At 61.6% G+C, this 25,171-nt stretch carries 29 protein-coding genes and 2 tRNA genes; 10 read left to right on the top strand and 21 right to left on the bottom strand.

What is annotated here, in order from left to right; genetic code table 11:
* Positions 1–178: 178 nt before the first annotated feature.
* The 3 genes from NKI15_RS03700 to NKI15_RS03710 all read right to left on the bottom strand — a co-directional run bounded on the left by NKI15_RS03700 (position 179) and on the right by NKI15_RS03710 (position 4,264).
* Positions 179–1,003 carry a tetratricopeptide repeat protein gene (locus tag NKI15_RS03700; protein ID WP_023714413.1) on the bottom strand — a complete coding sequence of 275 codons (825 nt, stop codon included), beginning with the start codon at positions 1,001–1,003 and terminating at the stop codon, positions 179–181.
* Complete coding sequence (gene ilvD, locus NKI15_RS03705) at positions 990–2,714, bottom strand: dihydroxy-acid dehydratase (RefSeq protein ID WP_023688211.1); 1,725 nt, start codon at positions 2,712–2,714, stop codon at positions 990–992. The genes NKI15_RS03700 and ilvD overlap by 14 nt, the downstream gene beginning before the upstream one ends.
* 290 nt (positions 2,715–3,004) lie before the next feature.
* Positions 3,005–4,264 carry an OmpP1/FadL family transporter gene (locus NKI15_RS03710; RefSeq protein ID WP_023706011.1) on the bottom strand — a complete coding sequence of 420 codons (1,260 nt, stop codon included), beginning with the start codon at positions 4,262–4,264 and terminating at the stop codon, positions 3,005–3,007.
* An 81-nt stretch (positions 4,265–4,345) separates the two neighbouring features.
* Here NKI15_RS03710 and NKI15_RS03715 point away from each other — a divergent pair, with 81 nt between their 5' ends.
* On the top strand, positions 4,346–4,675 hold the full coding sequence (locus NKI15_RS03715; RefSeq protein ID WP_156932363.1) for a hypothetical protein: 330 nt from the start codon (positions 4,346–4,348) through the stop codon (positions 4,673–4,675).
* On the opposite strand, the gene NKI15_RS03720 is transcribed toward NKI15_RS03715, so the two are convergent.
* The 6 genes from NKI15_RS03720 to NKI15_RS03745 all read right to left on the bottom strand — a co-directional run bounded on the left by NKI15_RS03720 (position 4,624) and on the right by NKI15_RS03745 (position 11,916).
* On the bottom strand, positions 4,624–7,407 hold the full coding sequence (locus tag NKI15_RS03720; protein ID WP_023706012.1) for a valine--tRNA ligase: 2,784 nt from the start codon (positions 7,405–7,407) through the stop codon (positions 4,624–4,626). The genes NKI15_RS03715 and NKI15_RS03720 overlap by 52 nt on opposite strands.
* A 266-nt stretch (positions 7,408–7,673) precedes the next feature.
* Complete coding sequence (locus NKI15_RS03725) at positions 7,674–8,570, bottom strand: PopZ family protein (RefSeq protein ID WP_023706013.1); 897 nt, start codon at positions 8,568–8,570, stop codon at positions 7,674–7,676.
* A 327-nt stretch (positions 8,571–8,897) separates the two neighbouring features.
* A complete protein-coding gene (locus NKI15_RS03730) occupies positions 8,898–10,283 on the bottom strand; it encodes a TolC family outer membrane protein (RefSeq protein WP_352885785.1) in 1,386 nt (461 codons plus the stop codon).
* Positions 10,284–10,467: 184 nt separating this feature from the next.
* Positions 10,468–11,142: a protein-L-isoaspartate O-methyltransferase family protein gene (locus NKI15_RS03735; protein ID WP_023706014.1), complete on the bottom strand. Its 675-nt coding sequence runs from the start codon at positions 11,140–11,142 to the stop codon at positions 10,468–10,470.
* 104 nt (positions 11,143–11,246) lie between these two features.
* Positions 11,247–11,320: transfer RNA gene (locus NKI15_RS03740), tRNA-Cys, on the bottom strand.
* A gap of 335 nt (positions 11,321–11,655) precedes the next feature.
* Entirely contained in the window at positions 11,656–11,916 is a 261-nt protein-coding gene (locus tag NKI15_RS03745; protein ID WP_027050334.1) for a PGPGW domain-containing protein, read from the bottom strand.
* 230 nt (positions 11,917–12,146) lie between these two features.
* Here NKI15_RS03745 and NKI15_RS03750 point away from each other — a divergent pair.
* Positions 12,147–12,221, top strand: a tRNA-Asn gene (locus tag NKI15_RS03750).
* Positions 12,222–12,300: 79 nt separating this feature from the next.
* The gene (locus NKI15_RS03755; protein ID WP_023746764.1) at positions 12,301–13,212 is read left to right on the top strand and encodes a hypothetical protein; all 912 of its coding nucleotides are present in this window, start codon (positions 12,301–12,303) and stop codon (positions 13,210–13,212) included.
* 228 nt (positions 13,213–13,440) lie between these two features.
* Here the strand turns inward: NKI15_RS03755 and NKI15_RS03760 are convergent, their stop codons facing one another.
* Complete coding sequence (locus tag NKI15_RS03760) at positions 13,441–13,887, bottom strand: hypothetical protein (protein WP_156932364.1); 447 nt, start codon at positions 13,885–13,887, stop codon at positions 13,441–13,443.
* A 356-nt stretch (positions 13,888–14,243) separates the two neighbouring features.
* Between NKI15_RS03760 and NKI15_RS03765 the strand changes: the two genes are divergently transcribed.
* Positions 14,244–14,558 carry a hypothetical protein gene (locus tag NKI15_RS03765; protein WP_023739027.1) on the top strand — a complete coding sequence of 105 codons (315 nt, stop codon included), beginning with the start codon at positions 14,244–14,246 and terminating at the stop codon, positions 14,556–14,558.
* Between the two features lie 29 nt (positions 14,559–14,587).
* Positions 14,588–14,815 carry a hypothetical protein gene (locus NKI15_RS03770; RefSeq protein ID WP_023746766.1) on the top strand — a complete coding sequence of 76 codons (228 nt, stop codon included), beginning with the start codon at positions 14,588–14,590 and terminating at the stop codon, positions 14,813–14,815.
* 37 nt (positions 14,816–14,852) lie between these two features.
* On the opposite strand, the gene NKI15_RS03775 is transcribed toward NKI15_RS03770, so the two are convergent.
* Genes NKI15_RS03775 through NKI15_RS31965 form a run of 3 tightly spaced genes read right to left on the bottom strand, consistent with a single transcriptional unit; the run spans position 14,853 to position 16,824 of the window.
* Complete coding sequence (locus tag NKI15_RS03775; protein WP_023746767.1) at positions 14,853–15,920, bottom strand: glycosyltransferase family 2 protein; 1,068 nt, start codon at positions 15,918–15,920, stop codon at positions 14,853–14,855.
* Positions 15,914–16,459, bottom strand: coding sequence for a cupin domain-containing protein (locus NKI15_RS03780; RefSeq protein ID WP_023681672.1), 546 nt, complete (start codon positions 16,457–16,459; stop codon positions 15,914–15,916). Before NKI15_RS03780 ends, NKI15_RS03775 begins: the two co-directional genes overlap by 7 nt.
* A 50-nt stretch (positions 16,460–16,509) precedes the next feature.
* Entirely contained in the window at positions 16,510–16,824 is a 315-nt protein-coding gene (locus tag NKI15_RS31965) for a glycosyl hydrolase 108 family protein (RefSeq protein ID WP_502895746.1), read from the bottom strand.
* A 44-nt stretch (positions 16,825–16,868) separates the two neighbouring features.
* On the opposite strand from NKI15_RS31965, the gene NKI15_RS03790 reads away from it, so the two are divergent.
* Both NKI15_RS03790 and NKI15_RS03795 read left to right on the top strand, forming a co-directional pair.
* Entirely contained in the window at positions 16,869–17,381 is a 513-nt protein-coding gene (locus NKI15_RS03790) for an acyltransferase family protein (protein WP_352514109.1), read from the top strand.
* Positions 17,282–17,959, top strand: a complete 678-nt coding sequence (locus NKI15_RS03795) for an acyltransferase family protein (protein WP_352514110.1) — start codon at positions 17,282–17,284, stop codon at positions 17,957–17,959. Before NKI15_RS03790 ends, NKI15_RS03795 begins: the two co-directional genes overlap by 100 nt.
* Here NKI15_RS03795 and NKI15_RS03800 read toward each other — a convergent pair.
* The 4 genes from NKI15_RS03800 to NKI15_RS03815 form a co-directional block, all read right to left on the bottom strand.
* Positions 17,956–18,126, bottom strand: a complete 171-nt coding sequence (locus NKI15_RS03800; RefSeq protein WP_156932365.1) for a hypothetical protein — start codon at positions 18,124–18,126, stop codon at positions 17,956–17,958. The genes NKI15_RS03795 and NKI15_RS03800 overlap by 4 nt on opposite strands.
* 252 nt (positions 18,127–18,378) lie before the next feature.
* A complete protein-coding gene (locus tag NKI15_RS03805; RefSeq protein ID WP_023750188.1) occupies positions 18,379–18,735 on the bottom strand; it encodes a DUF6074 family protein in 357 nt (118 codons plus the stop codon).
* Positions 18,736–18,818: 83 nt separating this feature from the next.
* Positions 18,819–19,280 (bottom strand): hypothetical protein, encoded by a 462-nt coding sequence (locus tag NKI15_RS03810; RefSeq protein ID WP_023746773.1) that lies wholly within the window; start codon positions 19,278–19,280, stop codon positions 18,819–18,821.
* 162 nt (positions 19,281–19,442) lie between these two features.
* On the bottom strand, positions 19,443–19,907 hold the full coding sequence (locus NKI15_RS03815; protein WP_198020964.1) for a hypothetical protein: 465 nt from the start codon (positions 19,905–19,907) through the stop codon (positions 19,443–19,445).
* On the opposite strand from NKI15_RS03815, the gene NKI15_RS03820 reads away from it, so the two are divergent.
* Positions 19,881–20,141 carry a hypothetical protein gene (locus NKI15_RS03820; protein ID WP_198020965.1) on the top strand — a complete coding sequence of 87 codons (261 nt, stop codon included), beginning with the start codon at positions 19,881–19,883 and terminating at the stop codon, positions 20,139–20,141. The two genes, NKI15_RS03815 and NKI15_RS03820, sit on opposite strands and share 27 nt — an antisense overlap.
* 52 nt (positions 20,142–20,193) lie before the next feature.
* On the opposite strand, the gene NKI15_RS03825 is transcribed toward NKI15_RS03820, so the two are convergent.
* On the bottom strand, positions 20,194–20,376 hold the full coding sequence (locus NKI15_RS03825; RefSeq protein ID WP_023746775.1) for a hypothetical protein: 183 nt from the start codon (positions 20,374–20,376) through the stop codon (positions 20,194–20,196).
* Positions 20,377–20,495: 119 nt separating this feature from the next.
* Positions 20,496–21,800, bottom strand: coding sequence for a site-specific integrase (locus tag NKI15_RS03830; protein WP_023746776.1), 1,305 nt, complete (start codon positions 21,798–21,800; stop codon positions 20,496–20,498).
* Positions 21,801–22,215: 415 nt separating this feature from the next.
* On the opposite strand from NKI15_RS03830, the gene NKI15_RS03835 reads away from it, so the two are divergent.
* Positions 22,216–23,223, top strand: coding sequence for a dihydroxyacetone kinase subunit DhaK (locus tag NKI15_RS03835; protein ID WP_023667709.1), 1,008 nt, complete (start codon positions 22,216–22,218; stop codon positions 23,221–23,223).
* A gap of 24 nt (positions 23,224–23,247) precedes the next feature.
* Complete coding sequence (dhaL, locus tag NKI15_RS03840; protein WP_023744772.1) at positions 23,248–23,889, top strand: dihydroxyacetone kinase subunit DhaL; 642 nt, start codon at positions 23,248–23,250, stop codon at positions 23,887–23,889.
* Positions 23,890–23,904: 15 nt separating this feature from the next.
* On the opposite strand, the gene derI is transcribed toward dhaL, so the two are convergent.
* Both derI and NKI15_RS03850 read right to left on the bottom strand, forming a co-directional pair.
* Positions 23,905–24,342, bottom strand: coding sequence for a D-erythrulose-4-phosphate isomerase (gene derI / locus NKI15_RS03845; RefSeq protein WP_023672592.1), 438 nt, complete (start codon positions 24,340–24,342; stop codon positions 23,905–23,907).
* 26 nt (positions 24,343–24,368) lie between these two features.
* Entirely contained in the window at positions 24,369–25,136 is a 768-nt protein-coding gene (locus NKI15_RS03850; protein WP_023823023.1) for a triose-phosphate isomerase, read from the bottom strand.
* Between the last annotated feature and the right edge of the window lie 35 nt (positions 25,137–25,171).

The following is a 25,171-nucleotide window of genomic DNA, read 5'->3' on the forward strand; positions in this document are numbered from 1 at the left end:
CTTGAGGGGGAGATGGCCGGCAGGCCAGGGGGAGCGCGAAGAAAGGCGACCTTTCGGTCAAACAAGCTCACCCTCTCAGTCCAACCCGGGCAAACTTTAGTCAACTGAAATGCCAGCGGGACAGCGCCCCCCTCTGCCCTGCCGGGCATCTCCCCCACAAGGGGGGAGATTGGCAATTTCACTGGTCGTCACCACCCTTGGTGAGAAGATCGTCGGCAAGCGAAATCGCCGTGCGGCGGTCGGCTTCGCCGGCGGCGGCAAATGCCTCTTCCTGCATGCCGCGGATCCACGGCTGGTCGCTCGGCGAGGCGCGTTCGAGCGCGGCGGTCATCATGGCCAGCCCGCGCACGATCTTGCCGCTCTGGAACAGAAGATTGCCGAGCGTCGCCTGGGCGCCGGCATGGCCCTTTTCGGCAGCGAGCTGGAACCAGCGACCGGCCTGCTTGACGCTGGCCTTCACGCCGCCCTCGCCCTTCAGGAACATCTGGCCCATCTCGAACTGGGCGTTCGGATTGCGGTAGTTGGCGGCCGCACGCATGTAATATTCCTGCGCCGCGACCTCGTTTTCCTCGACCGGGCTACCGGGAATGCCTGTCCTGAGATAGTCGCCCAACGCCACCAGCGCGTCGGAGACATAGCTTTCCTCCGGCGACCCCGGCTCGACATCCTGATCGACGATCTCGGAGAAGAACTTGAACGCCGCATAGTCGTCGCGCGTCACGCCGTCGCCTTCGGCATACATGCGCGCGAGCTTCCAGGTGGCGCCGATCTGGCCGTTTTCGGCGGCGTATTTATAGGCCTCGACCGCCTGTTCCTTGTGGCCGCTCTTGTAGGCGGAGAAGCCGAACTGGAACACGGCCCATGGGCTCGATTGCGGCTTCACGCCGGTCTTGTCGTCGAACACCTTGTCGTCGAAGGCCATGGCCTGGCCCACGGCGCCAAAGATCGCAACAGCGACCAGTGCCGGAAGGACAGACGACCTCAACAACTCAGATATCCGCATAGCAATGTGTTTCTTTGGCACCGCCGGGATGGGTGACCGCGCCGTCGCGGGCTGGCCCTACCGTCTGTGCATATTTCCAGATCGCGCCCGACTGATAGTCGGTCGTGCGCGCCTTCCAGGCCTTCGCCCTCGTTGCCAGTTCAGCCTCGGACAGGTCGACCTCGATCGTGCCTTTGGTTGCGTCGATCGAGATCACGTCGCCATCCTTCAGCAGTCCGATCGGGCCGCCAACGGCAGCTTCTGGCCCGACATGGCCGATGCAGAAACCGCGCGTCGCGCCCGAAAAACGACCGTCGGTGATGAGGGCGACCTTGCCGCCCATGCCCTGGCCGTAGAGCGCCGCCGTCGTCGACAGCATCTCGCGCATGCCCGGGCCGCCGCGCGGACCTTCGTAACGGATGACGAGAACCTCGCCTTCCCGGTAGTTGCGGTGCGTGACCGCCTCGAAACATTCCTCTTCCGAATCGAAACACCGTGCCGGACCTGAGAATTTCAGCTCCGTCATGCCCGCGACCTTCACGATCGCGCCTTCGGGGGCAAGGTTGCCCTTCAAGCCCACGACACCGCCGGTTTGGGTGATTGGTCGGTTGGCGGGACGGACCACATCCTGGCTATCATTCCAGGCAACATGCTCCATGTTTTCGGCCAAAGTACGGCCAGTCACGGTCATGCAGTCGCCATGCAGATAGCCATGGTCGAGCAGCGTCTTCATCAACAGCGGAATGCCGCCGGCCTCGAACATGTCCTTGGCGACATATTTGCCGCCCGGCTTGAGGTCGGCGATGTAGGGCGTCTTCTCGAAAATCGCGGCAACGTCGAACAGGTCGAACTTGATGCCTGCCTCATGCGCGATCGCCGGCAGGTGCAAAGCCGCATTGGTCGAGCCGCCGGTGGCCGAGACCACGGTCGCCGCATTCTCCAGCGCCTTCAGCGTGACGATGTCGCGCGGCCGGATGTTCTTGGCGATCAGCTCCATGATCTTTTCGCCGGAGGCGAAATTGAAGCGGTCGCGCATCTCGTAAGGCGCCGGCGCGCCGCAGGAATAGGGCAGCGCCAGGCCGATCGCCTCGGCGACGGTGGCCATGGTGTTGGCGGTGAACTGGGCCCCGCAGGAGCCGGCGGACGGACACGCCGCCTGCTCGATCTCGAGCAGTTCGGCATCACTGACCGTGCCGACCGAATGCTGGCCGACCGCCTCGAACACGTCCTGCACGGTGATCTGGCGGCCGCGATAAGAGCCCGGCAGGATCGAGCCGCCATAGATGAAGATCGACGGCACGTTGAGCCGCACCATGGCCATCATCATGCCGGGCAGCGACTTGTCGCAGCCGGCAAGGCCGACCAGCGCATCGTAGCAATGGCCGCGCATGGTGAGTTCGACCGAATCGGCGATGACATCGCGCGACACCAGCGACGACTTCATGCCCTGGTGGCCCATGGCGATGCCGTCGGTGACGGTGATGGTGCAGAATTCGCGCGGCGTGCCGTTGGCGGCCGCGACGCCTTTCTTGACCACTTGCGCCTGGCGCATCAGCGAGATGTTGCAAGGCGCCGCTTCGTTCCAGCAGGAGGCAACGCCGACCAGCGGCTGCGCGATCTCGGCCGCCGACAACCCCATGGCATAGAGATACGAACGGTGCGGCGCACGCGCCGGACCGACGGTCACATGGCGGCTAGGCAGCTTGGCCTTGGAGATGACTTTGGCGTCCATTCTCTTCCTTGCCGCGGGCGGCGCGGCCTGCCTCATCGCCGAGCCTTTTGGCGCGTGTCCCGAGACAAATTCGAGGTGCGCCGGGTTTATGGCGGGAAATGGGCAATTTGGTCGGGCGGAAGTCTAGCGCGGGGGTTGTTCAGAAACTGTTGCCAAAACGTCACAATCGCGAGAGGCCACGCCCGTGCGGCGTATCTGCAACGCCAACTCTCGCCGACAAGGCTCGACGCGGTGCCCGCATAAGAAAAAGACCGGGGATGACCGGCCTTTTTCTTTTCAATTTGAAAGGCTTACCACTTCACCTTCAACGAAGTTGAAATGGCCGACACAAGATCGTTGCCGAAGTCAGCGGTGTAGTCCGTACCATAGGTGACGCCATCGTCGCCTACGACTGGATGGATCGACCCGCTGGTAAGCACGCCCAGCGCCCCACCAAGACGAACCTCGATGTTCTGGGTCGGCGTGTAAGCCACGCCACCGCCAACCGTCCAGGTGTCCGTCTGGGCGCTCAGACCGGTGGAGGTTCCGCGATCCCAGGTCAGAATGGCGGCGCCGCTCCACTGATCGTTGAACTTGTGACCGATACCGCCTGAGACCGTCCAGCCATCCCGGTAGAGCAGATCAAGCGATGTAGCGCGGGTGGGGCCGGTCGTGGTGCAAGCCCCCGGGGCGCCGGTCGGGCAGAATGGTATGCTCTGCAACACGCTCCAATTGACCCACTTTATGGATCCAAACGCGAGCCAACCAGGAGCAATACCTGACTGGAGCTTGAGTTCCAAAGACTCAGGCACCTCCGAAGAACCGCTTACGTCGGTTATGCGACCCAAAATCGGATTAGTTGGGTCGAGGAATCCGGGAACCTGGGTCAGATCAAGGGTCCCCGAGAGGTTGTCGAGCTTGACGGCTGAATTGTAGACCAGGCTGGCGCGCAGCGCGATATCAGGAATTTCATAGGCGGCACCGACGCGCCATCCCCAGCCGTCTCCCTTGAGATCAAGGCGCCCGATGCCTGTACCCAAAAATACGGGAAGCGGAGCGACCAGCTGTTCCTTGAAGCCCGAGACGTCCTCATGGAACACGCCGCCGATGAAACGAAACTGGCCTTTGCCGACGTCCATTTTGTACGAGCAGGTTCCGCCCACGGCCTCGCTCTTGACCTTGGTTACGATATTGCCGTTCGCGCCGGCCCAGTTAACGCCGGGATTGCTGTACGCACCGATCGGTTGGCCATAGTCGACAAGACAATCGACCGGGCCCATACCAGCCTTGATGCCCACGCTCGGCACCCAATAACTTGCGGTATCGCGGGCGCTGTTGGAAAGGCCCAACGCGTTAAGGGGGCCGTCAGCCGGATTCGCGTCCACCACATTCTTGAGGTCGCGCTGCGGCATCACATAGGTGCCGGTAACCTCGCCCGTGACCTGCGCGGGATCGAACAGCAGATCGATGTCATAGCCGCCGCGCTCCAGGCCGCCGGCATGCACGGAACCGATCAGACCCAGCGAAAAACACCCTGCCCCCAGCAGTGCTTTCAAACGCAAATTGCTCATGGATGTCCTCCCCGAAATACTAGTGCGTCAAGCTAGAACCAATTCGGGTTAACGGCGCAACAATGAATTCGAATAGCGTACATGTACACTCTAGCGGACCGCATTTCGAACACAGTGGCGGCCTGGCCGGTAGGTTCGAAAATGACCATTTGGGCGGCAGACTGGGGAACAAATCAGGTAAAACCGCTGAAAACAGCACCCAAAACCAGCTATTTTGCCGGCATTCTGCCCCATTGTTACATTATGGCAACAATGAGGTCGAAACTTTCCGTTTACGTCAATATTAACGTTACGGAACGCCTATTTTTCGAGCAAAAGAACCTTCGCGAAGCGCTGCAAGCGTCTCGCGAATCCGGCCGTCAACCGGCGTCGCGCACCCTGGTCAGCGCCACCGAAAGCTTCTCCTGCTGATCGCGGTATTCGTCGAGTTTTTCGCGCTCGGCCGCGACGATCTCTTCCGGCGCGCTGGCGACGAACCGTTCGTTCGACAGCTTCTTGTGCAACCGCGCGATTTCCTCGGTCACCTTGGCCAGTTCCTTCTGCAGCCGCGCCGCCTCGGCGGACAGATCGATCAGGCTGCCGAGCGGCAGGCAGATCGTCGCCTCGTTGAGCACGATCTGGGCCGAGCCCTTGGGTGCGGCGTCCTGCAGCGAGATGTCGCCGACCCGCGCCAGCCGCTTGATGGCGGACGCATGGCGTTCCAGCCTCTGGTGAGTCTCGGCGCTGGCGCCGACCACCACCAGCGGCGCGATCGCCGCCGGCGGCACGTTCATTTCAGAGCGCACGGAGCGAATACCGGAGACCAGATCGACCAGCCAGTTGATGTCGGCGGCTGCATCGGCGTCCTCGAAGTCGGGCGACGGCCAGGCGGCGTGGCACAGCAGCGTTGCGCGCGGCCTGCCCCCACCTGCCGTCTGCGCCCACAGCTCCTCCGTCATGAACGGCATCATGGGGTGAAGCAGCTTGTAGATCTCGTCGAGCACGAAGGCGACGCAGGCGCGGCTTTCGGCTTTGGCCGCCTCGTCGGCGCCCATGAACACCGGCTTCAGCAGTTCCAGATACCAGTCGCAAAACAGGTTCCAGACGAAGCGGTAGGCAGCGCCCGCTGCTTCGTTGAAGCGGTAGCCGGTGATGCCCTCGGTCATCGCGTGCGACGCCCTGGTCAGCTCGGTCAGGATCCAGCGGTTGACCGGCAGCTTGGCGTCGTTCAGCCAGAAATCGTCATTGCGCGCGACCTCGTTCATCTCGGCAAAGCGTGTCGCGTTCCACAGCTTGGTGCCGAAATTGCGGTAGCCGGCGATGCGCGCCGGATCGAGCTTCACGTCGCGCCCCTGCGCCGCCATCACCGTCAGCGTGAAGCGCAGTGCGTCGGCGCCAAACTCGTCGATGAGGTCGAGCGGATCGATGACGTTGCCTTTCGACTTCGACATCTTCTGCCCGTTCTTGTCGCGCACCAGCGCGTGCACATAGATGGTGTGGAACGGCTCCTCGTGCATGAAATGCAGGCCCATCATCATCATTCGCGCGACCCAGAAGAAGATGATGTCGAAACCGGTCACCAGCACGTCGGTCTGGTAATAGGTCTTGAGCTCCGGCGTTTGATCCGGCCAGCCGAGCGTCGAGAACGGCCACAGTGCAGACGAGAACCAGGTGTCGAGCACGTCCTCGTCGCGGCTCAGGATCTCGCCCGGCTTGAAATTCTCGAGTTTGTCCTCGACCCAGGCCTTCCATGGACCTTCCAGCGCCAGATAATATTCAATCGCTGCAGCCAACGCCTCTTCCTCTGATTTCTCGACGAAGACGCGGCCGTCCGGCCCGTACCAGGCCGGGATCTGATGACCCCACCACAGCTGGCGTGAAATACACCAGGGCTGAATGTTCTCCATCCAGTCAAAATAGGTCTTTTCCCAGTTCTTCGGCACGAAGTTGGTACGGCCTTCGCGCACCGATGCGATCGCCGGCTTGGCCAGCTCGGCGGCGTTTGCATACCACTGCTCGGTCAGAAACGGCTCGATCGGCACGCCGCCGCGGTCGCCATGCGGCACGGCGTGGCGATGCGGCTCGATCTTGTCGAGGAAGCCGCCGGCCTCCATCAGCTCGACGATTTTCTTGCGCGCGACGAAACGGTCGAGACCGTCGAGCTCGTCCCAGACGGCCTGGCGCTCCGGCGTCACGTCGAGCCCGGCGAGAAAATCCTCGTTATCCCTGAGCGTTATTGCCGCCTCGATGGTCAGGATGTTGATCGCCGGCAGCTTGTGGCGCTTGCCAACCTCGAAATCGTTGAAGTCGTGCGCCGGCGTGATCTTGACGGCGCCGGAACCCTTTTCCGGGTCGGAATACTCGTCAGCCACAACCGGAATTTTCCGGCCGACGATCGGCAACACGACATTCTTGCCGACCAGATGCCAGTAGCGCTCGTCGTCCGGGTGCACGGCGACTGCCGTATCGCCCAGCATCGTCTCGGGCCGTGTCGTCGCCACGGTGATGAATGTCCCAGGATTTTCCGGATCGAAAATCTCGCCCTCGATCGGATAGCGGAAGTGCCAGAGATTGCCATTGACCTCCTGCGGCTCGACCTCCAGGTCGGAGATCGCCGTCAACAGCTTCGGGTCCCAGTTCACAAGGCGCTTGTCCTTGTAGATCAGCCCTTCCTTGTAGAGGCTGACAAAAACTTCGAGCACGGCCTTGGACAGGCCTTCATCCATGGTGAAGCGTTCGCGCGACCAGTCCGCCGAGGCGCCGAGCCGCTTCAGCTGGTTGAAGATGGCGCCGCCGGACTCGGCCTTCCACTCCCAGACCTTGTCGATGAACTGTTCGCGGGTGAGATCGCGGCGATGTATCTGCTTTTCCATCAGCTGGCGTTCGACCACCATCTGCGTGGCGATGCCGGCATGATCCATGCCGGGCTGCCACAGCACGTTTTTGCCGCGCATGCGCTCGAAGCGCACGAGTATGTCCTGCAGCGTGTTGTTGAGTGCATGGCCCATATGCAGCGAGCCGGTGACGTTGGGCGGCGGGATGACGATGGTGAAGGCCTCCGCCCCCTCCTCGGCGCCGGCGCCGGCGCGAAATGCGTCCGCCTCTTCCCAGATTTTGGCGATCCTGGGCTCGACGGTCTTGGCGTCGTAGGTCTTTTCAAGCATGGGAAAATGGTCCGCGCGGTCGGGAGTTTTGCTGACCCGGTGTAAATCGGAAGGTTTTGGCCAAGTCAACCGCGAGGGCGGCCTCAGTCCTTCAACGCAAATAGGCGGGGCCCTGGTCATTTCAACGGGAAGGCCATGCCTGCACCTTCATCGTCAGCGATCCCGACGGTAAGCTGATCGTGTTCGCGACATCGGCCGGAAGCTGACCTGCAGCGAAAGCGTCGCCCGAAGGCGGCGCCTTAATCCGGAACGGGCTATGGTGATGTCTATTGCGCGCCGCGCGCGACGCGCTCGATTTCTTCGCGTACCAGGCGCTCGACCAGCGTCGGCAGATTGTTGTCCAGCCAGTCCTGCAACATCGGCCGCAGCATCTCCTCGGCCATCTCGTCGAAGGTCTTCTTGCTGCGGCTGGCGAAGGCGTCGGAGAGCTCGCCGAAGGCGGCTGCGACCTGCCGTCCCGTATGTTCCGAAACGATCGCCGGACGGGCCGGGGTTGTATCGGCCGGGCGCGCGTGCTCGCTGCGCGAAGGACGAGGCTCGAAAGCCGGCTCGGCAGCGAGATCGTCCTCGAAAGCCTCGACCTCCGCGATTGCTGCCTGCCGATTTTCAGTCTCCGGCTGCCTGATCTTCGGCTGCCTGATCTCGGGCCGCCGTACTGTGTCAGCCGGTTTTGCCTGATTGCCAACGGCCGCGATTTCGCGGCGCCAATCCGTGACGATCGAGTCGGTGGTTTCCGCCTTTGCCCGCACTGCAGCTTCTGCCCTGACGGCGGGAGCTGGCTCACTGGCTATCCTGGCGCTTACTTCCGCCAATGTCATCGGAGCATGCGCGGGTGGCGCGGCGGTCGTGGCATTTGCCGCAATGGCAGGCTTCACTGGCGACGGCTCGGACCGCGGCTCCAGCCGCGCAACCACCGGCTCGGCCAGTTGGGCCTGCACCTCGGCCAGCGTCACCGGCTTCTTGCTTTCGGTCGAGCTGTGCAATTCGCTGCGGAAGGCCTCAACATCCGAAACAGGCCCGGCGGCCGGCACAAGGTCCTGGCGCAACTCATCGGCGTCGCCCGGCAGCTTGCGGCCGGTGTCGCTGTCTTCGATGATCCTCCTGATGGAAGCCAGTATTTCTTCCATGGAAGGTTCGCGCTGTGCGCTGCTTGCCGTCGCCATCGTCACATCCGCCGCCCCCGCGCATGATCCCGAAAATCGATCTTCGATTTTCGAAGAGGATCAGGCGCAAATCAAAATTCTACAGCGTCCTTTGCGCATCCATCGGACGCGTGGCGCTGTAGTGACCCGTTCCTGGATTCCTGTCCGGCAAAGCCGGATACGAATCATGGCGACAGCGTAGCCGACGGATCGCCATCCGAGAATCCCCAATCTCGGAAGACGCCGGATTTCAACAATTTAGGCTACAAAAGACAAACGCCGCGCATCCATGGGAAGCGCGGCGTGAAATGCTTCAACCCTGGCGGGACTTGAGCCGCCCAGGTGGGCTCAACGACCGTCCGGCGTACGCAGCCCGATCCATTTGTCCTTTACGGCTCTGTAGTGCTCTTCAGGCTTGTACTTCACCACATTCAACGCCAGGCGATCGGCCGACAGGCGGCCCATGGCCGACAGGATGGCGTAGCTCGCTACAACCACATCGCGCTCGGAGCTGGCGAGGTCGATCTTTGCCGAGATGACGGCGTTCTGGGCATTCAACACGTCGAGCGTGGTGCGCTGTCCGACATTGCGCTCCTCGATGACGCCGTTGAGCGCCAACTGTGCGGCCGCGATCACCTGCCGATTAGCGTCGACGCTTTCCCGCGCTGCGATGTATTGCGTCCATGCCGAGGTCACGGCCTGGCGCACCGAGTCACGGCTGACATCCACCTCGATGCGAGCCTGGCTGAGCGATTCCTTCGACTGACGAACGAGTGCGGAGGTACGGCCGCCCGAATAGATCGGAACGGTCAGCGTCGCGCCGACGGTGGCGGCATTGGAGTCGCCGTCCGAATTCCCCGCGCCAGGTACAGTATTTTGATAGGCATGGGAAAGGCCGGCACTAGCAGTCAACTGCGGCAGCAACGCACCTTCCTGCGTCTTTACATCAAATCCCGCTGCATCGACGGAATGTAGGGCGGCCAGGATGGCCGGATGCTCGTTCGATGCAATGCCGATCGCCGCATCGAGACTCCTCGGCAACAGCTTCGCCAACGGCGACGCGGCCTTGAGCTTGCCCGGCTCGTCACCGACGATCTGATGATAGGTTGCTGCACTGGCCAGAGCCTGCGCACGGGCAGCACTCAATTGCGCCACCGCGGCCGAACGAGACGCGTCGGCCTGCGCCACATCGGTGCGCGTGCCCTCGCCGACCTCGAAGCGCGAGCGTGCCGCGCGCGCCTGCTCGGTCAGGAACTGCAGATTCTGTTCGGTCAGCACCGCCACCTGGCGGTCGCGAATCACGTCCATATAGGCGCTCGCCGCGTTGAACAGCGTGTTCTCTTCGGTGTTGCGCAGGCCCTCGACCGAGGCCCTCACCTGTGCAGCGGCCGACGCGACCCTGTTCTTGGTCTGGAAGCCGTCGAACAGCGTCTGGTCAATCCGAACGCCGAAGCTGCCGGTGGTCAATGCCAGGCTCGCGTTCCTGCCGTTTAGGTGCCTGGAGGTGTAATCGATATCAGCCGAACCAGTGATCACCGGGCGATAGCCCGACTTGGCGATCGCCACGCCCTCATCGGTGACGCGCACGCCGGCACGGGCCGAATTCAGCGAGGAATTGTTCTGGTAGGCCTTGGAAAGCGCGCCGAGAATGGTTTCCGCCGAGGCGGCTATCGGCGAAAGCGCTGTCGCGGAAATGAGGACGGTAACAAACAGACTCTTGGCTAAGGACGGCACTTTATATCCCTCATTCGTTTTGCACGGGAACCACGCCACGCCAGCCCATCCCTAGGGATCGGCCAGCGCCGCGTCGATCTATCGTTCCCCCGCTGACAGCTCCCGAAACCCCGGTTAACCAATCAGCAACGATTGTTCAATCGTAAGCCAACATGACAGAGTCTTTGCTGCAAGGCAAAATCACTTAGAACTCGAAGGCATGAATGCGTTCAAATCCGGGTAGTGGCTTAATTGCCGCATTAAATGCCCGTCTTCCTGTTACAACCCCCCCTGCGTTGAAAAAGAGCCGGGCTACGCCCGCATTGCCCTGCCCTTCCACAGCCACCAGCCGGCCGCCTTCGGCAAGCTGGTCAAGCAGCGCCGCAGGCACTTTCTCGACGCTGCCGCCGATGAGAATCACATTGTAGGGCGCCTTGGCGGCATGACCTTGCGGCAGTGGGCCGGTGACCACGGTGACGTTATCGCAGCCCTGCGCCGAAAGCGCCGCTTTGGCTGCTTCCGCCAGTGTGGTATCGCTTTCCAGCGCCACGACGGATTTGGCCAGCCTGGACAGCAGCGCCGCGGAATAACCGGTTCCGCAGCCGACATCGAGCACCGAATCGCCGACGTCGATCTCGGCCAACTGCAAAAGCTTGGCCAGTGGCGACGGCTCCATGAGGTAGCGCGCACCGCTGCCATCGGCGCCGTCGGAGATGCGGATATCCTCGTCAATATAGGCGAGAGCCTGTTGGCCGGCCCCGACAAAGGCCTCGCGCGGCACGGCAAGCATGGCATCGAGCAATGCTGCGTCGGTCACATCGGTGGTGCGGACCTGGCCGTCGACCATCTTGACGCGAAGTTCGGAGAAATCAGCGCTCATGTCCCAACCAATCCGTCAAAAGCCAATGCGCTGAAATGCGCTTGTCGCGCCGACACTGCGGCGCATTCGAACTCAAGCCCCCGGCATGCGGGAGTTGAAGCGATTGGAGGCCTCGCCCGGAATCGAACCGGGGTGCAAGGATTTGCAGTCCTCTGCGTAACCACTCCGCCACGAGGCCTCATCGCTCCCGGCGAGCGAACTCAATATGGTGGCAGCGAAAGGTCGTCAAGCGTCCGCGCGGCATTCCGGCGCGCTTTCCTCATCAGCCGCCGCAACGTGGTTCCCGAGCGATTTCAGCGCTTGGCGCACCGGCATATTGGCCGCTCCTCAAGCATGGCTGCGCGACCGGCGAAACTCGAACCCGCAGCTTTACGCAGCGGGTGCAAACTGGCTTTCACCGTAAACGCGCGGCTGACACCAGGGGCTGCCGTTCTCAAGGAGATATTCGAGGGGAAGGTCTGCGGGGGGCTGGAAGCGAAGCGTCCACTGAACCGGGACCGCGCGCCATCGCTTTCAATTTGGCCGGCGACGCCGTTCCCACCAGACGACGAACCGGCGCCGCAGGCGGCGCACCGCGGCAAATTCGTAGGAAAGCACCAAAAGGCCGAGCGGAATCATCCAGAAGCCGAGAATCGGCAGGAAACCGAGAAGGCCGAAAAACACCAGCACGATACCGATGGCGATCCTCAGCCCGCGCGAGCGCGGCATGGTGAACTCGCGCCCGAACACCGAGATTTTCCGCGCCGGTGCCTGGTTTTCGTCTGCTGCAGTCATGTCGAAAGTCGATCCGGTTGCCTTCGATAAAGCCATATGCGCTAAAGGCTGCAATCGCCTTTCAGGTTCCGCCGACCAAGGTCCGACGGCGCCCAAGACGGCTCATATGTGGTGTCATCCGGCGATTGCCAGAAACCATTGGGTGAAAATGCGCTAAAAAATGCGAAAGCTTCTTTGCAAAGCCGAAAAGGGTTTGCTATAGGCTGCGCCACTCACATGAGAGCCTCTATTCCCCGGTAGCTCAGTGGTAGAGCAACCGGCTGTTAACCGGTTGGTCGCTGGTTCGAATCCGGCCCGGGGAGCCAACATTTCCAAACACTTAGCCCGCTTTCCCTTTCCTGACCGTTTACTTGAGTTCCGGACAGGGCAACATCTGGGGCAACGATGACCTTCGCCCTTGCAATGGTTACTGCTCGCGTGGCGTTCGTCGGCGCAGACCGTCTATACAGCGGCGTGGACAGCATGAAGTCGTTCGCGGCCACCAAGATGGCCAGGCTGGAAACCGCCGACGGTCACGGCTTCATCACCTATGCTGGCGCCGGCGCGAGATCAGGTAGCAAGCCTTTCGAAGTCTGCGAGTGGATCGAGGGCGTTCTGCGCGGAGCGAACCGCACGCTCGATCAGACCTTGCGGGAAATTGCCGCTGCTGCCGAAGAGCAGGGCTTCGATAAACACGCCCCCGGCCACACGTTCGGGTATGTGGGCTTCATCGACGGGAAGGCCCGAGTTGCGGCTATTACGTCGCTGGACCAGATGCAAATGAGGCTGGAGACGGGTGCCTCGACAATCGATACGAAAGGCCAAACCAAATTTCGGGTGATGGACTTGAAGCTCGGGCCGCGTGTTTATAGCTTTGGCATCGCTCTCGGCTCAGGCGCTCCCCACTTCCTGCCCGTGACGATTATGCAAACAATGACGAGACAGGCCGCTCGTGCCAGAACGAAGGAGCGTGCGGCCGATCGTCTCTGCGCATGGTTCGTGCGAATGAACAGGGAGATCAGCGCGAAGGAGCCGGCGACCGTGGGACCGCAAGCACTTTGCGCATGGGCTTACCGCGAAGGCGGCGGGGCGCATTCAGCTTATGATGCCGATGGCTGTCGAATCAACAATACAAGCATGCTGCCATTGATCTCGAAAGGCTTCCCGATGAACCAAGTGCTCGGGCCACTCTGGGAACATGTTCAACGGCAGATGGCGACGGGGTGGAAGACCGGTGAAGCTCCCCCTGTGCCATCGCAGGAAGAACTGAATGCAATTACTCGGTCCATTGACGATCGACCGAAGCGGAAATTCTAAAAAGCAGCCCGCCATAGCAAGACAGGGGGCTGGTTGTTTCGGCACGGAATGATCTAGCGCGCCCAGCCCGGCACCGCGGGGCGGCGGGCCATTTATCGCCAGTTGGCGAAAGGTCAGTCGCGAAGGATGCGCGTCACCCCCGGTATGATCTTCAGCAGAGGTACGTCGCCGATCTCGCCGCTTCGCCAGCGCCCCCAATCGCGCACGACGTCTTCACATAGGCCTGCGTCACATCAGGGCGGCGCTGCGCAAACTCTCGTAGGATTGCCTTCCCGATCGCATAGCCCGTGCCTGAGAAGAGCGCGGGCCCGCCGAGGCCGCTGATGTCGCAGGCATCCTCAAGGCTCCAGGCTTCCAGCCCGACGCCGCTTTGCCCCGTACGGTTGCCCCAGCCAAGGCTCGGCTCGTAGTCCCCTTCGTCCTGCGAATCGTGTCGTCTTGGACGTCGCCACCGTGCTCGTTCTCCTCCTCGCGCTCGCCGTCCTGGGCGTGCAATTCCAATTGGCTGCCATATCCCCATCCGAGGCTTTCCTCGAGATCAGGATCCGGGCTCATGGCGTCGAGCAGGTCGATCAGTCGCTCTATCGTGGTTGCTATCCCCAGGCGGTCGTTTTCCGCCACGGTGAGGAAGATTGCCCCGTCTTCACGGCGCATTTCAGGTTGATGGATGGTCATGATGTAGGCTCTCTGGTTTCGGCTTCTCACGGCCGGTTGCCAGTGGACAGCACTGGCGCCGGGAGGGTGAGAACATGGCCAGAGACCATGCGCGAACGGCCTTTCCCTTTCGGGTCTTGTATAGCCGCCGCTCTCCCGGCATAGTGCTGCCGTTCGCTCCGACGGCTAAGTCGGCTCGTTCTACCCGTTGGCAATATCGATCCTTGGAGGGATCGCCCCGCCAACGCTCTGGGTGCAGATGGCCCGGCAGGGCCATCCGCGGGAGTTCTCACGCTCCGCCGGTGATGATGCGCCGACACCTTTAAAAACTCAAGCACGCCCTTGCGGGGGCGAAGCTTGCGCGCGATGCTTCAGCCATGAAAGCGATGCTTTGTTCGTTGGTGATGGGTGCGACGATCTGCACCGCGGGCGCCGAAACTACTAAGCGGGAGGCGTTCGAAGCCTGCCTTGGCGCCGGGATCGACCGGTTCAAAGGCCTCTGCGAGCCGGCCGACCTACTGGCCAGGGCAATCCTCTTCGAGTGCAACCCGCAACTCACCGACCTCCTGATATCGATGCCGCTGGGGCCTAGCAATGATAGAGTCGCTTTGGCAGAGAAGCACCGGCGGGACAAAACCGAAGAGGTCTTAACCCTCTTGCTAGAGCACCGGCTGCAACATCCCTGTCGGTAGCAACAGTCCGCGAAAAGGGGAATTATCCCATGGTAGATGATGTATATCTGCAAGCCTACCGAGACGGCGGCTTGAATGCCGTCAAGGATCTTCTCAAGGAGCATTTCCCGACCGACCGCGATCGGGTGATGGTCATGGAGGGTCTTCAGGACACCGGCTATTGGGCGATCACCTGGCATGAGAAGAAACACCCGGACGGCGGAATGTACCGCGATTTCGGACGTGTGAAGGCGTACCTCGGCGACGGGGACGAATAGGATTATCCGGCCGCTTCATGCCCTTTGGCGCCGGCTCCTATCGGCCGATATGCCTTCGCAATTGCCTTAAAGGGGCAGTCCAACGCCAACTCTTCGAGCGCTTGAGCGCCTCCATCTCCATCTTCATAGCGTCCCTTTCAATCGCGAGAGCCTGTACTTCTACCGCAAGCGCCTCGGCTCGGCCGTCATCTGGGGCAGCGGGGGGAGGAGGTGGTGTGGGCGGCGAGTCGGGTGTAGCCAGCTTTTCGAGACGGTCGAGCGCAAGTCGGTTCACGGCGTCGGCTGCGGCTTCCCGAATGAGCGCGGTCCAGCCATCGGGATCGACACACATGATGTCCCAGAAGACCTTTTGTTCCAGGTGTCCTGTCGGAATGGCGACCCGTAGCGGCGCCGGAAACCAGATCGACGTCTCACACGCTTTGATGAAGCCCGTCAGCCTCGCGAATCCGGAGTCTCTGAGGTTTTTCCACTTAGCGGAGAAATGCAGGCACGTAGGAAGGCGAAGGTAGCGCACGGCGGCGAAGCCCTTTGTGAGCACGATCCGACGCCAGATCTCCCAGTCTCCCGCCCCGTTCACATCTTCTGGCCACACCGTCCGCTCTGCAAGAGCGCTGGCGCGATATACGACGCCTGAGGCCGCTATCGTGTTCCCTCTCGCCATGAATTGGCGCCGCTCTTCGGGAAAAAACAGGTTGGTAAGATCAGGACCGCAAATGCCGTCGGTCGAGACCCAGAGGACCTGGCCGTAGACAAGTGCCACCGACGGATCGACGAACTGGCCGCGCATGAGTGCAAGATGATCCGGCATCATCAGGTCATCGTCGGCGGCGAAGGCTATCAATTCCCCGCGTGACGATCGAAGCGCCAGATTTCGATTGGCATAGCCAAAGTGAGGCGCCTTGGGGAAATCAAACCAACGAATGCGCGGGTCGGAAAAGCTTTTCACGACCGCTTCGGTCTCCGGTGCTGCACCGTCGCCAACGACCAGAAGCTCGAACGATTGCTCCGTCTGCGCCAGCACCGACTGGATCGCATAGGCAAGAGAGTCGGGACGATTATGGGTCGGCATCAGAACGCTGAAGAGCGGCGGAGCGTCGTCTACCATCCCTTGAGGCCGCCAAAGTCGACCGGGATCAAATCGGTATCCAGCGGCAGCCGGTATTTGTCGGGATTGGCGTGGTCATATTGCATTGTAGGAAAATTGATTGCTCTAACGTCCCTCGCGCCGATGTTGTGGTCCGCGTGCCAGACGAATCTGGGGATGTTCATCAGGCGTGGCCGGGCTGAAGACAGAACAATCCGAAATACCTGTCCGCAGGTGCTCGACTCGGGCCTTGGGTCATACAGGACGACCTCCATCTCGCCATCGACAACGAAGTATCGATCCTCGTGAAGCTTATGCAGCGCCCAACCCTTCACCGTTCTCGGTCGTATGGTAAACATGTAGCAAAAAACAAGCGGATCGGGATGCCAATTCCAGCGAGGGTCGTAGACCTCGGTGACGCTTCCCCTGTCGTCGAGGTGAGCGGTCATGTCGTGAAACGTCACGCCGTCGGGGACCTTGCCGATCGGCTCGCCGGATCGAACCGTCTCCTGATCCTTCTGGGCCCCTGCCAATGTCTTATCGAGAATGCTCTGCGTCATAGGCCTCATCCAATCTAACTAGCTTTGGCAGCGCTCCTCATGCCCTTCTTTTAACTGTCTTTCAACGGCAGCGTGGAAGGCCACGCAATCAAAGAGGACGGCACTGTAGCCATTTTTCTCCGATTGGAGAGTGGAGCGGAACTGCCGCTTGACTTTCGGTTGGACGGCCTCACCCGGCTGCGCCAACGCTGCCGGCATCTTGCTATACCTGAAGCGCAAGGGCCATTGCGCTTCCGGTAGCCGTCATAGACGCGCTGGGTAACGCCCTTCATTGTTGGGCCGCCAGGGTCGGCAGGGTGGTTTGAGTAGCCGCCTTCGTGCACCAGCACGAGGTCAAGGCTTTGCTTCTCGCGGGTTACGGCCATGGGTGCCTCTTGAGGTTGTGGGGATTTGGTGCGAGAAGCCGGCCATGACCTCTCCAAAATTGTACTTGGCGCCGCTAGACGGCCTGCGGTTCTTCGCGTTCCTTGCGGTGTTTTTCCACCACATGTCGGACTTCACGGTGTCTGCCGTACTTGACAAGATGCACAACTACGGCTGGGTCGGCGTCGAGTTGTTCTTCCTGATATCGTCGTTCCTGTTTTTCCACTTGCTCGATGCGGAGTACGTCAAGACAGGCGGCATCGGCGTGCGGAATTTCTTTGTGCGCCGATTCCTACGCATCTACCCGCTGATGATCCTGTTTCCGATCGCCATGCTGGTGATCCACGGCAGCCCGGACGGCAATGGCTACTTCCGGCTGGCTGGTCTGGCACTTTTTCTTGATAACGCCGTCGCGTGGTTCAAGAGCTACAACCTGTCGATCCCAAACACAGCGCACCTGTGGACGCTCTCATTCGAGTTCCAGGTTTACCTGCTGATCCGTTCGTCTTTCTCGCCTATCGCCGGTTCGGCAAAACCGTCTTCCTTGGAGCGCTGCTGACTGTGTTCGTCTACTGCTTCCTTGCGCGGATGACGGTCTACAGCCTCGGAGCGAGCCACCCGATCATTTGGGTTACGCCGTTCCTGCGACCTGAGAGCGTTCTGTGCGGAATGGCGCTCTACATCCTTCGACCGCAGTGGCATTGGGGGGTCTCGATCGCCGTAGCCGTGGTTGCTGGCGCTGCTTTCCTGTCGTTGGCGCCGCCGTGGGTCTCGCCCGTGGCCTCTGCCTTCAGTTACCCTCTGGCGGCGTTGATGTTCGGCGGGCTGGTCGACGCCGGATTACGCGCACCGCTTCTAGCAACGGTCCTGTCGGCCACTCCGTTGCGGTTCCTGGGCCGAATCTCGTATGGCCTGTACGTCTATCACTTTGCCGTTATCGCCTACTCGGTCGGGACGGCAACGAAGGCGCGAGGACATGCCATCGCACCCGCGACGAATGCCGGCGACTATTGGACATTGTGGGCAACCGCGCTGATGCTGACAATTGTAGCCGCGACCATCAGCTACTTCGCTTTCGAGAAGTGGGTGGCGATGTACAAAGTCCGGTTCGCTGCGGTTGAAGGCCGGGCGGCTTAGGCGCTCTTCAAGTTTTTCACTTCTTCGGCTTCCTTAGCCGGATCGCGCTGCTTCACAAGCTGCTCGTTTATGGATTGAATGATCGGCATTGCAAATTTGAAAGGCACGTCCTGCGGGGCGCGGTCGAGAACCGCCATCTGCTCTTCGGTAAAGGTCAATGTGTACATGGTTTCTCCTATCATACCGCCAACCCGTAGTTGATCAGCGCGGTGCGAAGTTCATTGATGCGTGTGGCGAGGTTGACGTTTGTTTCGGCGCCCCCTGTAGAGAGGGCGGCACCGACAGTGGCTTTAGCAACCGGAGTTGTATTCATTGAAGAAACCAACACCAGCCGTATTTATCTGGTTGTTGGCCGCGCCGTCACGAGGCGGATACCACCAGTCCCCTTGCCTATCAGGCTCATGTCGGCGTTGGCATCATCACCGCCAACTTGGGGCATAACCGTCCGCGAAGCGGAACGAGTGGGGGTGTGGGGCCTCAGGCTGCCGTTGGTGGCGGCGCTCCATGATTGGGCAGGGAATGGTCGATAGTGCGGGCAACGGCTGCGGAGTATCGACGGACTTCCATATCGACTTGGCGAGAGGGGATGCCGACAGCGCGAAGCTGGGCTCGCAGCCTTTGACGTGCTCGCTCCAGAACTTGCGGCCGGCGATATAGTCGAGGGTGCAGAGTTCGTGGGCGGTGGCGCGGATAAGGGCGGCGCGGCGATCGGCGGGGAATGCCACTACCTGGCCGGTCTTCCTTGCTGGCTGCTTGAAAAGGTCGAGTTGTGTCATGCGTCACCCGAGCAAGATGGCTGTATTAGCGGGACCACTGTGGTCCAGGAGACCAGCGCCGGCATGCGGGACCACTGTGGTCCTCATGGCTCCTCACCTCTCGCTGTAAATTTTGGATTGAAGGGCGTCGGCAGCGCCAACCGAAGCGTCCGCACTTCGTTGATGCCACCACCCGGGATTTTGTGCCGACACCGGCTCACGATGAACAGGCCGAGCCGCTCGTACAGGCCTATCTCGCGGGATATCGTTTTGATTGAGCAGCCTCCTCCCATCTTGGCAAATTCGAAATTCGTGCCGCTGATGGTCCCGGCCTTCATGTTGAGGTGCTGTCGGACGAAGGCCAGCAACCGGAAGCTGATGTTCTCGGCGTGAACGATTTGCAGGGCGCAGTGGTGCCAGTCGGCGAAAGCCTCCTCGCATTCCTTGAACGTGGATCCCCACCTCATGTGGATGGCAGCGCTGCGCTGGATCTTCTTCCGCTTGCCGGTCCACCGCGGATTGCTGGCGTCGGCGCCGGGGATGAATGGGCTGGGCTGGACGGTCACGCATCCCCCCTCGGGGCCGGCAAGGCTGCAGTGATCAACTGCCGCTCGCGTGCCTGTATATCGCGGTCTTCATGGAACTGGTGAACGTCGAACAGGTCAATGATATGTGACCGCAAGATATGAGCGATGTTGTCGGGCGACAGCGCCTCGAGTTGGCATGTCTCACCCTCCCATCGCGCGGTGCGGCTGTCGGTCTTCTTGGGCGGCACGGGGCAGCGAATAGCGAAACACCTGGTCGGCGGTCAGGGCGATGCGTTTGAAGTCGACTGTCACCGAACTCCATGGGCGATCGGCGATGACGAAGGCAGAGACGTCCTCGGCGATGACATCGAACATCGATTTGCCGCTCGGGTCATAGTCGCCCAGGTGCAGGATCACCGTCGGCTTTGCGATCTCGCATATTCGATCGGCCAGATCCTTCTTCGCAGTGAGACTGTCGAAGCCGCCTGAGGAATAGGCTTGCACCGAGAATTCTCGGCTGACCTTGAAGAGCTGCGACAGCATGCCGGCGGCCTCGCACCAGACCTCGACGTGCAGGTTTTGATTGGCGAGCATGTTCCGATGGTAGTTTTCGCCGAGCACCCGCACATGGCGCAGGAAATGGTTCTGGTCGTCAAAATGGTCCATGCGGTGCGTGACCACGCCATCGTCGCGGATCGCATTGAACGGGATCACCCGGCCGCGGCGCGCGTTGCCGATATGGTCGATCAGCTTCGAGTAAAACGACTCATCCTTCGGATAACCGTAGGCGCCGACCAGCCGATAAAAGACATGGCGGATCGTGAGCGGCCAGTGTTCCCGGTATTGAGAACCATGTCGACCGCATCGAGCAGCGCCAGCGTCTTGGTCTGCGGCTGGTAGTTGGCGATGTAGCCCTTCGGTCGGCCAGTTTTACGGCTAGGCGTAATTTCGCTCATGTGGGGCGGGCCCGCCGCAGGTTCGCTTCCCTGATCGCTTCGATCGCTTCAGCAGCGGTCAGGCCGAACGCCTGCTTCAGGTGGGGGATAATTGGCCGGCTGATGCGCTCCCGGCTGTCAGATCGCAGCCAGGCTGCAGCCTCATCGATAGCAGCGCTATGTTCGTGATCAGTGGTCATTAGGCCACCGCGTCTCGCTGGTCGACGCGGGCCTTCACCCAAGCATCTAACTCAGCCTCGACAAACGATCTCTCGTTCGGCTCGCTCCGAGAAATCGTGCTGATAGTTGAAATTGAGGGTCATTGACCGGCCGCCTTTATCTGGATGACATTGTTGGCCGTCTTGCGGCCTGTCAGCGCCACAAGCGCGCCCTCCCAGCGCGTCAGGGCGTCTCGCTTCACCTTGAGGCGGTCAGACTGGTTGTACGTCCTGACTAGCGCCGTAGGCACATGTCCGATGACAGCCTCGGCAACCTCGTCCATCACGTCGAGCTCGGACAGCCGGGTGCGAACCGTCCGGCGGATGTCATGATTGACCCACGCCGGCAGCTTGGCCTCTTGATCGTCTTTCCGAAGCGCTGCGAGCATGGCGGCGTCAATCCGCAGCTTGACCTTATGGCCGATCGTCACCGGTCCCGCGCCGTCGAGCGAGCAAAGCCAGTTGCATTTCTTTAACCGCGGCAACTTGGCGATGATGCCGAGCGCTTCGTCAGTGAGAGGCACAACGTGATCGCGGCCGGACTTGAAGCGCGCCGCCGGCACAGTCAGCGTCTTGCGGTCAACGTCGACTTCGGTCCATGACGCCTGGGCGATATCGTTGAGGCGCTGGCCGGTCAGCAGCAGCAGCCGATAGACGGCGCTGTAGACGTCGCCAGCGGCCGTGGCAGTCCAGAGCGCCCCAATCTCAGCATCGGTCAGGACGCGGTCCCTTGATCCCTTCTCGCCGATGGTGGTGCGCACCTTCTTTGCCCGGAAGGGTGAGGCGGTGATCAGGTCGTCATCGACACACCAGCCGAAGAACGTCCCGATCTTCTGGGCGATGTTGAGCGCCTGCCGCTGCGCGCCGCGCGCATAGATCGGTTCGACCACTTCCATGATGTCGGCATTGGTGAGGGTGGCGACGTCCCTGCCCTTCCACTTCGGCAGGCATTCCCGGTTGAGGTCGCGCTCGTCCTCGTCGGCCTTGCGGATGCCATCGCGGCGCCGGGCTTTGATGAACCGTTCAAGGATGGTTTCGAAAGACCGGTCACGGCTCTCTGTCGCTGCCCTCGCCGCCGCCTGCCGCTCCTCGTCAGCCTGGACCTTCGGGTCAATGCCGCGATCAATGAGCGCTGCCCACTGCCTCGCCTTGGTGCGTGCCGCTTCAAGCGACATGACGTCGTACTCTCCCAGCGCGCGGCGGGCTGGCTGAGTTGCAACACCGAAACGGGCGATGTAGACAAAGCTGACTTGTCCGGCCTTAAGCTTTGAACCGTTGGACGGCTCCTTGTCGGTTACGCGGACGCCCATGCTCGGGACTTGGGCATCCATGATCACGTATCGCTTGCCAGGAGCAGCCGGCTTCAAAGCCTTCAGGCGGTTGTCGTTCAGGTTCTCGCGGGGCATTAGGGCTCTCCGGGGCAACGTCGGGGCAACAGGATGCAACTGCTGCCTATGTTGCCCTGTGTGCTCTAATGTGCAACAGGAAAGCTGAAATCGTTATGAAACAAGGGGTTTTTCAGGAGTGGAACAACCGGTATATGGCGCTGGTGGGCTATCCCGAGAGCGGCTGTTAACCGGTTGGTCGCTGGTTCGAATCCGGCCCGGGGAGCCACCGCCTTTTCTAAGCCGTGGTGCGATCTTGTACACTACAGCGCCATTGTCCGCGCACTTCGGTCCGCTTAGCTTCTGCCAGAACGGCTGGTAACAGCTACGAAGCCGATCGAGGCAGTTTGGTGGGCATCGCGCCCCTGCCCTCGCCCGAAGGCAGCCTGATAACGCCCGGTATCACCTATGAAAATACCAAATCGGGAGGACGTTGGTGCAAACCAAGAAGATCATCAATGACGGCAATCGGGCCGTCGACGAGATGCTGGAAGGCATCCTGGCTGCGCATCCCCGCCATCTCAAAGCCGTTGACGGAAGCCCGCGCTCGATCATCGCCCGCGATGGACCGCGCCAAGGCAAGGTAGGCCTCGTCATTGGTGGCGGCTCGGGCCACGAGCCGAGTTTTCTCGGCTTCGTCGGCAAGGGGCTGGCCGACGCGGCGGCGATCGGCAATGTCTTCGCCTCTCCGCCGCCCGACCCGATCCTCGAATGCGCCAAGGCGGCGAGCGGCGGCGCCGGTGTGCTGTTCATGTACGGCAACTATGCCGGCGACGTCATGAATTTCGACATGGCGGCCGAGATGGCCGCGATGGACGACATCGAGGTGCGCACGGTGCTGAGCACCGACGACGTCGCTTCCGCGCCCGTTGGTGACAGGCACAAGCGGCGCGGTGTCGCAGGGAACTTCTTCATCTTCAAGGCGGCAGGCGCCGCCTGCGACCGCATGTTGTCTTTCGATGAATGCGAACGCATTGCCGGGAAAGCCAACGACCACACCTTTACCATGGGCGTCGCATTGGCGCCCTGTTCGTTGCCGCAAACCCGCCGGCCGAATTTCGAAATCGGACCCGACGAGATGGAGATCGGCATGGGCATCCATGGCGAACCCGGCATCGCACGCGGAAAACTCAAAACGGCCGACGAGATCACCGACGAAATGTTGGACAGGATTCTCGCCGAGATGGCGCCGGCACGCGGCGAGAAGGTCGCCGTGCTGGTCAATTCGCTGGGTTCGACACCGCTGATGGAACTCTACATCATGAACCGGCGCGTGAAGCAGCGGCTTGACGATATCGGTGTATCCATTCACGCAAGCTGGGTCGGCAATTACTGCACCTCGCTCGAAATGGCCGGCGCTTCGATCACGCTGCACCACCTCGACGACGAGTTGCAAACGATGCTCGACCACCCTTGCGACTGCGCCATGTTTCGCGCCGGGTAAACTGGGGACGGCAAGGAACAACAGATGACAACAATCGACACCACCCGCCTTGCCGCGATGTTCGTTGCCATCGCCGACGCCATGTCAGCCGACCGGGACCGGTTGTGCGCGCTTGACGGGGTGATCGGCGATGCCGACCACGGCATTGCCATGGAGTTGGGATTTGCCGCGGCACGCGACGCGGTGGCCGCATTGGACGACGGGACCACCGATCCGACCATCTTGCTGAACACGGCGGCGAAGTCGTTCCTCAACGCCGTCGGCGCCTCCTCGGGCCCGCTCTATGCCACGGCATTCATGCGCGGCGCGGCCGCCGTCAAGGGCAAGGCGACGCTCGACGACGCCGACGCGGTCGCTATGTTCCAAGCGATGGCCAGAGGCATTCAGGATCGCGGCAAGGCCGAGCCTGGGGAAAAGACGATGATCGATGCGTGGGCGCCGGCCGCGACGGCTGCGGGCGAGGCACTGGCCGCCGGCAAGGGGCTGGCCGGCAGCCTCGCGGCTGCAGCCGAGGCGGCAAAGGCCGGCGCGGAGGCGACCAAGGCGATGATCGCCACCAAGGGCCGGGCCTCCCGCCTCGGCGAACGCTCGCTTGGCCATATGGATCCAGGCGCGGCGTCCGCCGTAACCGTCATCGAGGCGATGCGGATCGCCTTGACCGGCTAGGTCGGGAGCGGATCCTCAGCGCTTCGCGTCGAGCTTGTCGACAGCCTGCACGTTGGCGGCAGAGGGACCGTTCGGATCGAACTCCGAGGCCAGCCAGGCGTCGGCGATCGATTTGGCCAGTTCGGGGCCGATGACGCGCGCACCCATGGTGATGATCTGGGCATTGTTGGATTTCGCAGCGCGTTCCGCCGAATAGGTGTCGTGGGTTAGCGCGGCACGGATTCCGGGCACCTTGTTGGCCGAGATGCTGACGCCGATGCCGGTGCCGCAAAACAGGATGGCGCGGTCGTAATTGCCGTCGACAATTTCGTGGCCGACCGCAGCGGCAATATCGGCGTAGAATCCGGCCTGGCTGAGATCGACGACCTGCAGTTCTGGCTTGGTGGCGAGATGCTTGGCGATGACATCGAGCAGCGGCTTGCCGGCGCTGTCGGCTCCGAGTGCGATCTTCATGGCAATGAACTCCTTCGTTTTCGTGGTCAGCGCGCGATGGCGGCCGACGCCTTTTTGAGAATGTCGATATAGCCTTCCGCTTGCCATGCCGAGCGGCCGATGAACAGCCCATCGATACGCGGCTGGCCAATCAGTTCAGCCGCGTTGCCGGGATTGACGCTGCCGCCGTAGAGCACAAGCGGGGCGGTCGGCAACCGGGTTGCTGCGACCTGCTTGATCAGCGCCTGCTGCTTGTCGGCATAGTCGGCGCTGGCCGGAATGCCTTTCTCGCCGATCGCCCACACCGGTTCATAGGCAAAGAGTATCTCTGCCGACAACTCATTGTTTGCGAGACCCTGCAGCGCGCCCAAGACCTGCGCGGTCAGAATTTCGTCGGCGCGGCCGCCCTCGCGCTCGGCCAGCGTCTCGCCGACACAGATCAGCGGCACAAAGCCGTGCCTGACCGCCGCCGCCGTTTTCAGTCCTACGGTCCTGTCCGTCTCACCAAAATGCTCGCGGCGTTCGCTATGGCCTAGTTCGATCAGGTCGAGCCCGCAATCCCTCAGCATCACCGGCGAAATCTCGCCCGTCCAGGCACCGGCATCGGCCCAATGCATGTTCTGGGCGCCAACCTTGACGCGGGTGTTGGCGAGCGCCGCCTTGACCTGCCGCACCGCGGTGAAGGGCGGAATGACGAAAGGCTGTATCGCCGGATCGAAGCCGGGCACGAAGGCAGCCAATGCCTCGGCGAACTGCAGCGCCTCCGCCAGCGTCTTGTTCATCTTCCAGCTCGTGCCGACCCAATATGGGGCCATTCTTCTCTCCTTCGATCCGAAATTCGAATGATGCG

It is taken from the genome of Mesorhizobium sp. M0862, from assembly GCF_040319795.1.
In the GTDB taxonomy this organism is placed as follows: Bacteria; Pseudomonadota; Alphaproteobacteria; order Rhizobiales; family Rhizobiaceae; genus Mesorhizobium.

Excerpts from the sequence above, each read along its gene's own strand:
- NKI15_RS03760 (WP_156932364.1), bottom strand. The coding sequence starts at position 13,887 with ATGACCATCCATCAACCTGAAATGCGCCGTGAAGACGGGGCAATCTTC.
- NKI15_RS03815 (WP_198020964.1), bottom strand. The coding sequence starts at position 19,907 with ATGGACCATTTTGACGACCAGAACCATTTCCTGCGCCATGTGCGGGTG.
- NKI15_RS03715 (WP_156932363.1), top strand. The coding sequence starts at position 4,346 with ATGTACACTCTAGCGGACCGCATTTCGAACACAGTGGCGGCCTGGCCG.
- NKI15_RS03755 (WP_023746764.1), top strand. The coding sequence starts at position 12,301 with ATGACCTTCGCCCTTGCAATGGTTACTGCTCGCGTGGCGTTCGTCGGC.
- NKI15_RS03770 (WP_023746766.1), top strand. The coding sequence starts at position 14,588 with ATGGTAGATGATGTATATCTGCAAGCCTACCGAGACGGCGGCTTGAAT.
- derI (WP_023672592.1), bottom strand. The coding sequence starts at position 24,342 with ATGAAGATCGCACTCGGAGCCGACAGCGCCGGCAAGCCGCTGCTCGAT.
- NKI15_RS03790 (WP_352514109.1), top strand. The coding sequence starts at position 16,869 with ATGACCTCTCCAAAATTGTACTTGGCGCCGCTAGACGGCCTGCGGTTC.
- NKI15_RS03710 (WP_023706011.1), bottom strand. The coding sequence starts at position 4,264 with ATGAGCAATTTGCGTTTGAAAGCACTGCTGGGGGCAGGGTGTTTTTCG.
- NKI15_RS03820 (WP_198020965.1), top strand. The coding sequence starts at position 19,881 with ATGGTTCTGGTCGTCAAAATGGTCCATGCGGTGCGTGACCACGCCATC.
- NKI15_RS31965 (WP_502895746.1), bottom strand. The coding sequence starts at position 16,824 with ATGGCCGTAACCCGCGAGAAGCAAAGCCTTGACCTCGTGCTGGTGCAC.
- NKI15_RS03735 (WP_023706014.1), bottom strand. The coding sequence starts at position 11,142 with ATGAGCGCTGATTTCTCCGAACTTCGCGTCAAGATGGTCGACGGCCAG.
- NKI15_RS03745 (WP_027050334.1), bottom strand. The coding sequence starts at position 11,916 with ATGACTGCAGCAGACGAAAACCAGGCACCGGCGCGGAAAATCTCGGTG.
- NKI15_RS03780 (WP_023681672.1), bottom strand. The coding sequence starts at position 16,459 with ATGACGCAGAGCATTCTCGATAAGACATTGGCAGGGGCCCAGAAGGAT.
- NKI15_RS03725 (WP_023706013.1), bottom strand. The coding sequence starts at position 8,570 with ATGGCGACGGCAAGCAGCGCACAGCGCGAACCTTCCATGGAAGAAATA.
- dhaL (WP_023744772.1), top strand. The coding sequence starts at position 23,248 with ATGACAACAATCGACACCACCCGCCTTGCCGCGATGTTCGTTGCCATC.
- NKI15_RS03700 (WP_023714413.1), bottom strand. The coding sequence starts at position 1,003 with ATGCGGATATCTGAGTTGTTGAGGTCGTCTGTCCTTCCGGCACTGGTC.
- NKI15_RS03830 (WP_023746776.1), bottom strand. The coding sequence starts at position 21,800 with ATGCCCCGCGAGAACCTGAACGACAACCGCCTGAAGGCTTTGAAGCCG.
- NKI15_RS03805 (WP_023750188.1), bottom strand. The coding sequence starts at position 18,735 with ATGACACAACTCGACCTTTTCAAGCAGCCAGCAAGGAAGACCGGCCAG.
- NKI15_RS03825 (WP_023746775.1), bottom strand. The coding sequence starts at position 20,376 with ATGACCACTGATCACGAACATAGCGCTGCTATCGATGAGGCTGCAGCC.
- NKI15_RS03800 (WP_156932365.1), bottom strand. The coding sequence starts at position 18,126 with ATGTACACATTGACCTTTACCGAAGAGCAGATGGCGGTTCTCGACCGC.
- NKI15_RS03765 (WP_023739027.1), top strand. The coding sequence starts at position 14,244 with ATGAAAGCGATGCTTTGTTCGTTGGTGATGGGTGCGACGATCTGCACC.
- NKI15_RS03775 (WP_023746767.1), bottom strand. The coding sequence starts at position 15,920 with ATGGTAGACGACGCTCCGCCGCTCTTCAGCGTTCTGATGCCGACCCAT.
- NKI15_RS03720 (WP_023706012.1), bottom strand. The coding sequence starts at position 7,407 with ATGCTTGAAAAGACCTACGACGCCAAGACCGTCGAGCCCAGGATCGCC.
- ilvD (WP_023688211.1), bottom strand. The coding sequence starts at position 2,714 with ATGGACGCCAAAGTCATCTCCAAGGCCAAGCTGCCTAGCCGCCATGTG.
- NKI15_RS03850 (WP_023823023.1), bottom strand. The coding sequence starts at position 25,136 with ATGGCCCCATATTGGGTCGGCACGAGCTGGAAGATGAACAAGACGCTG.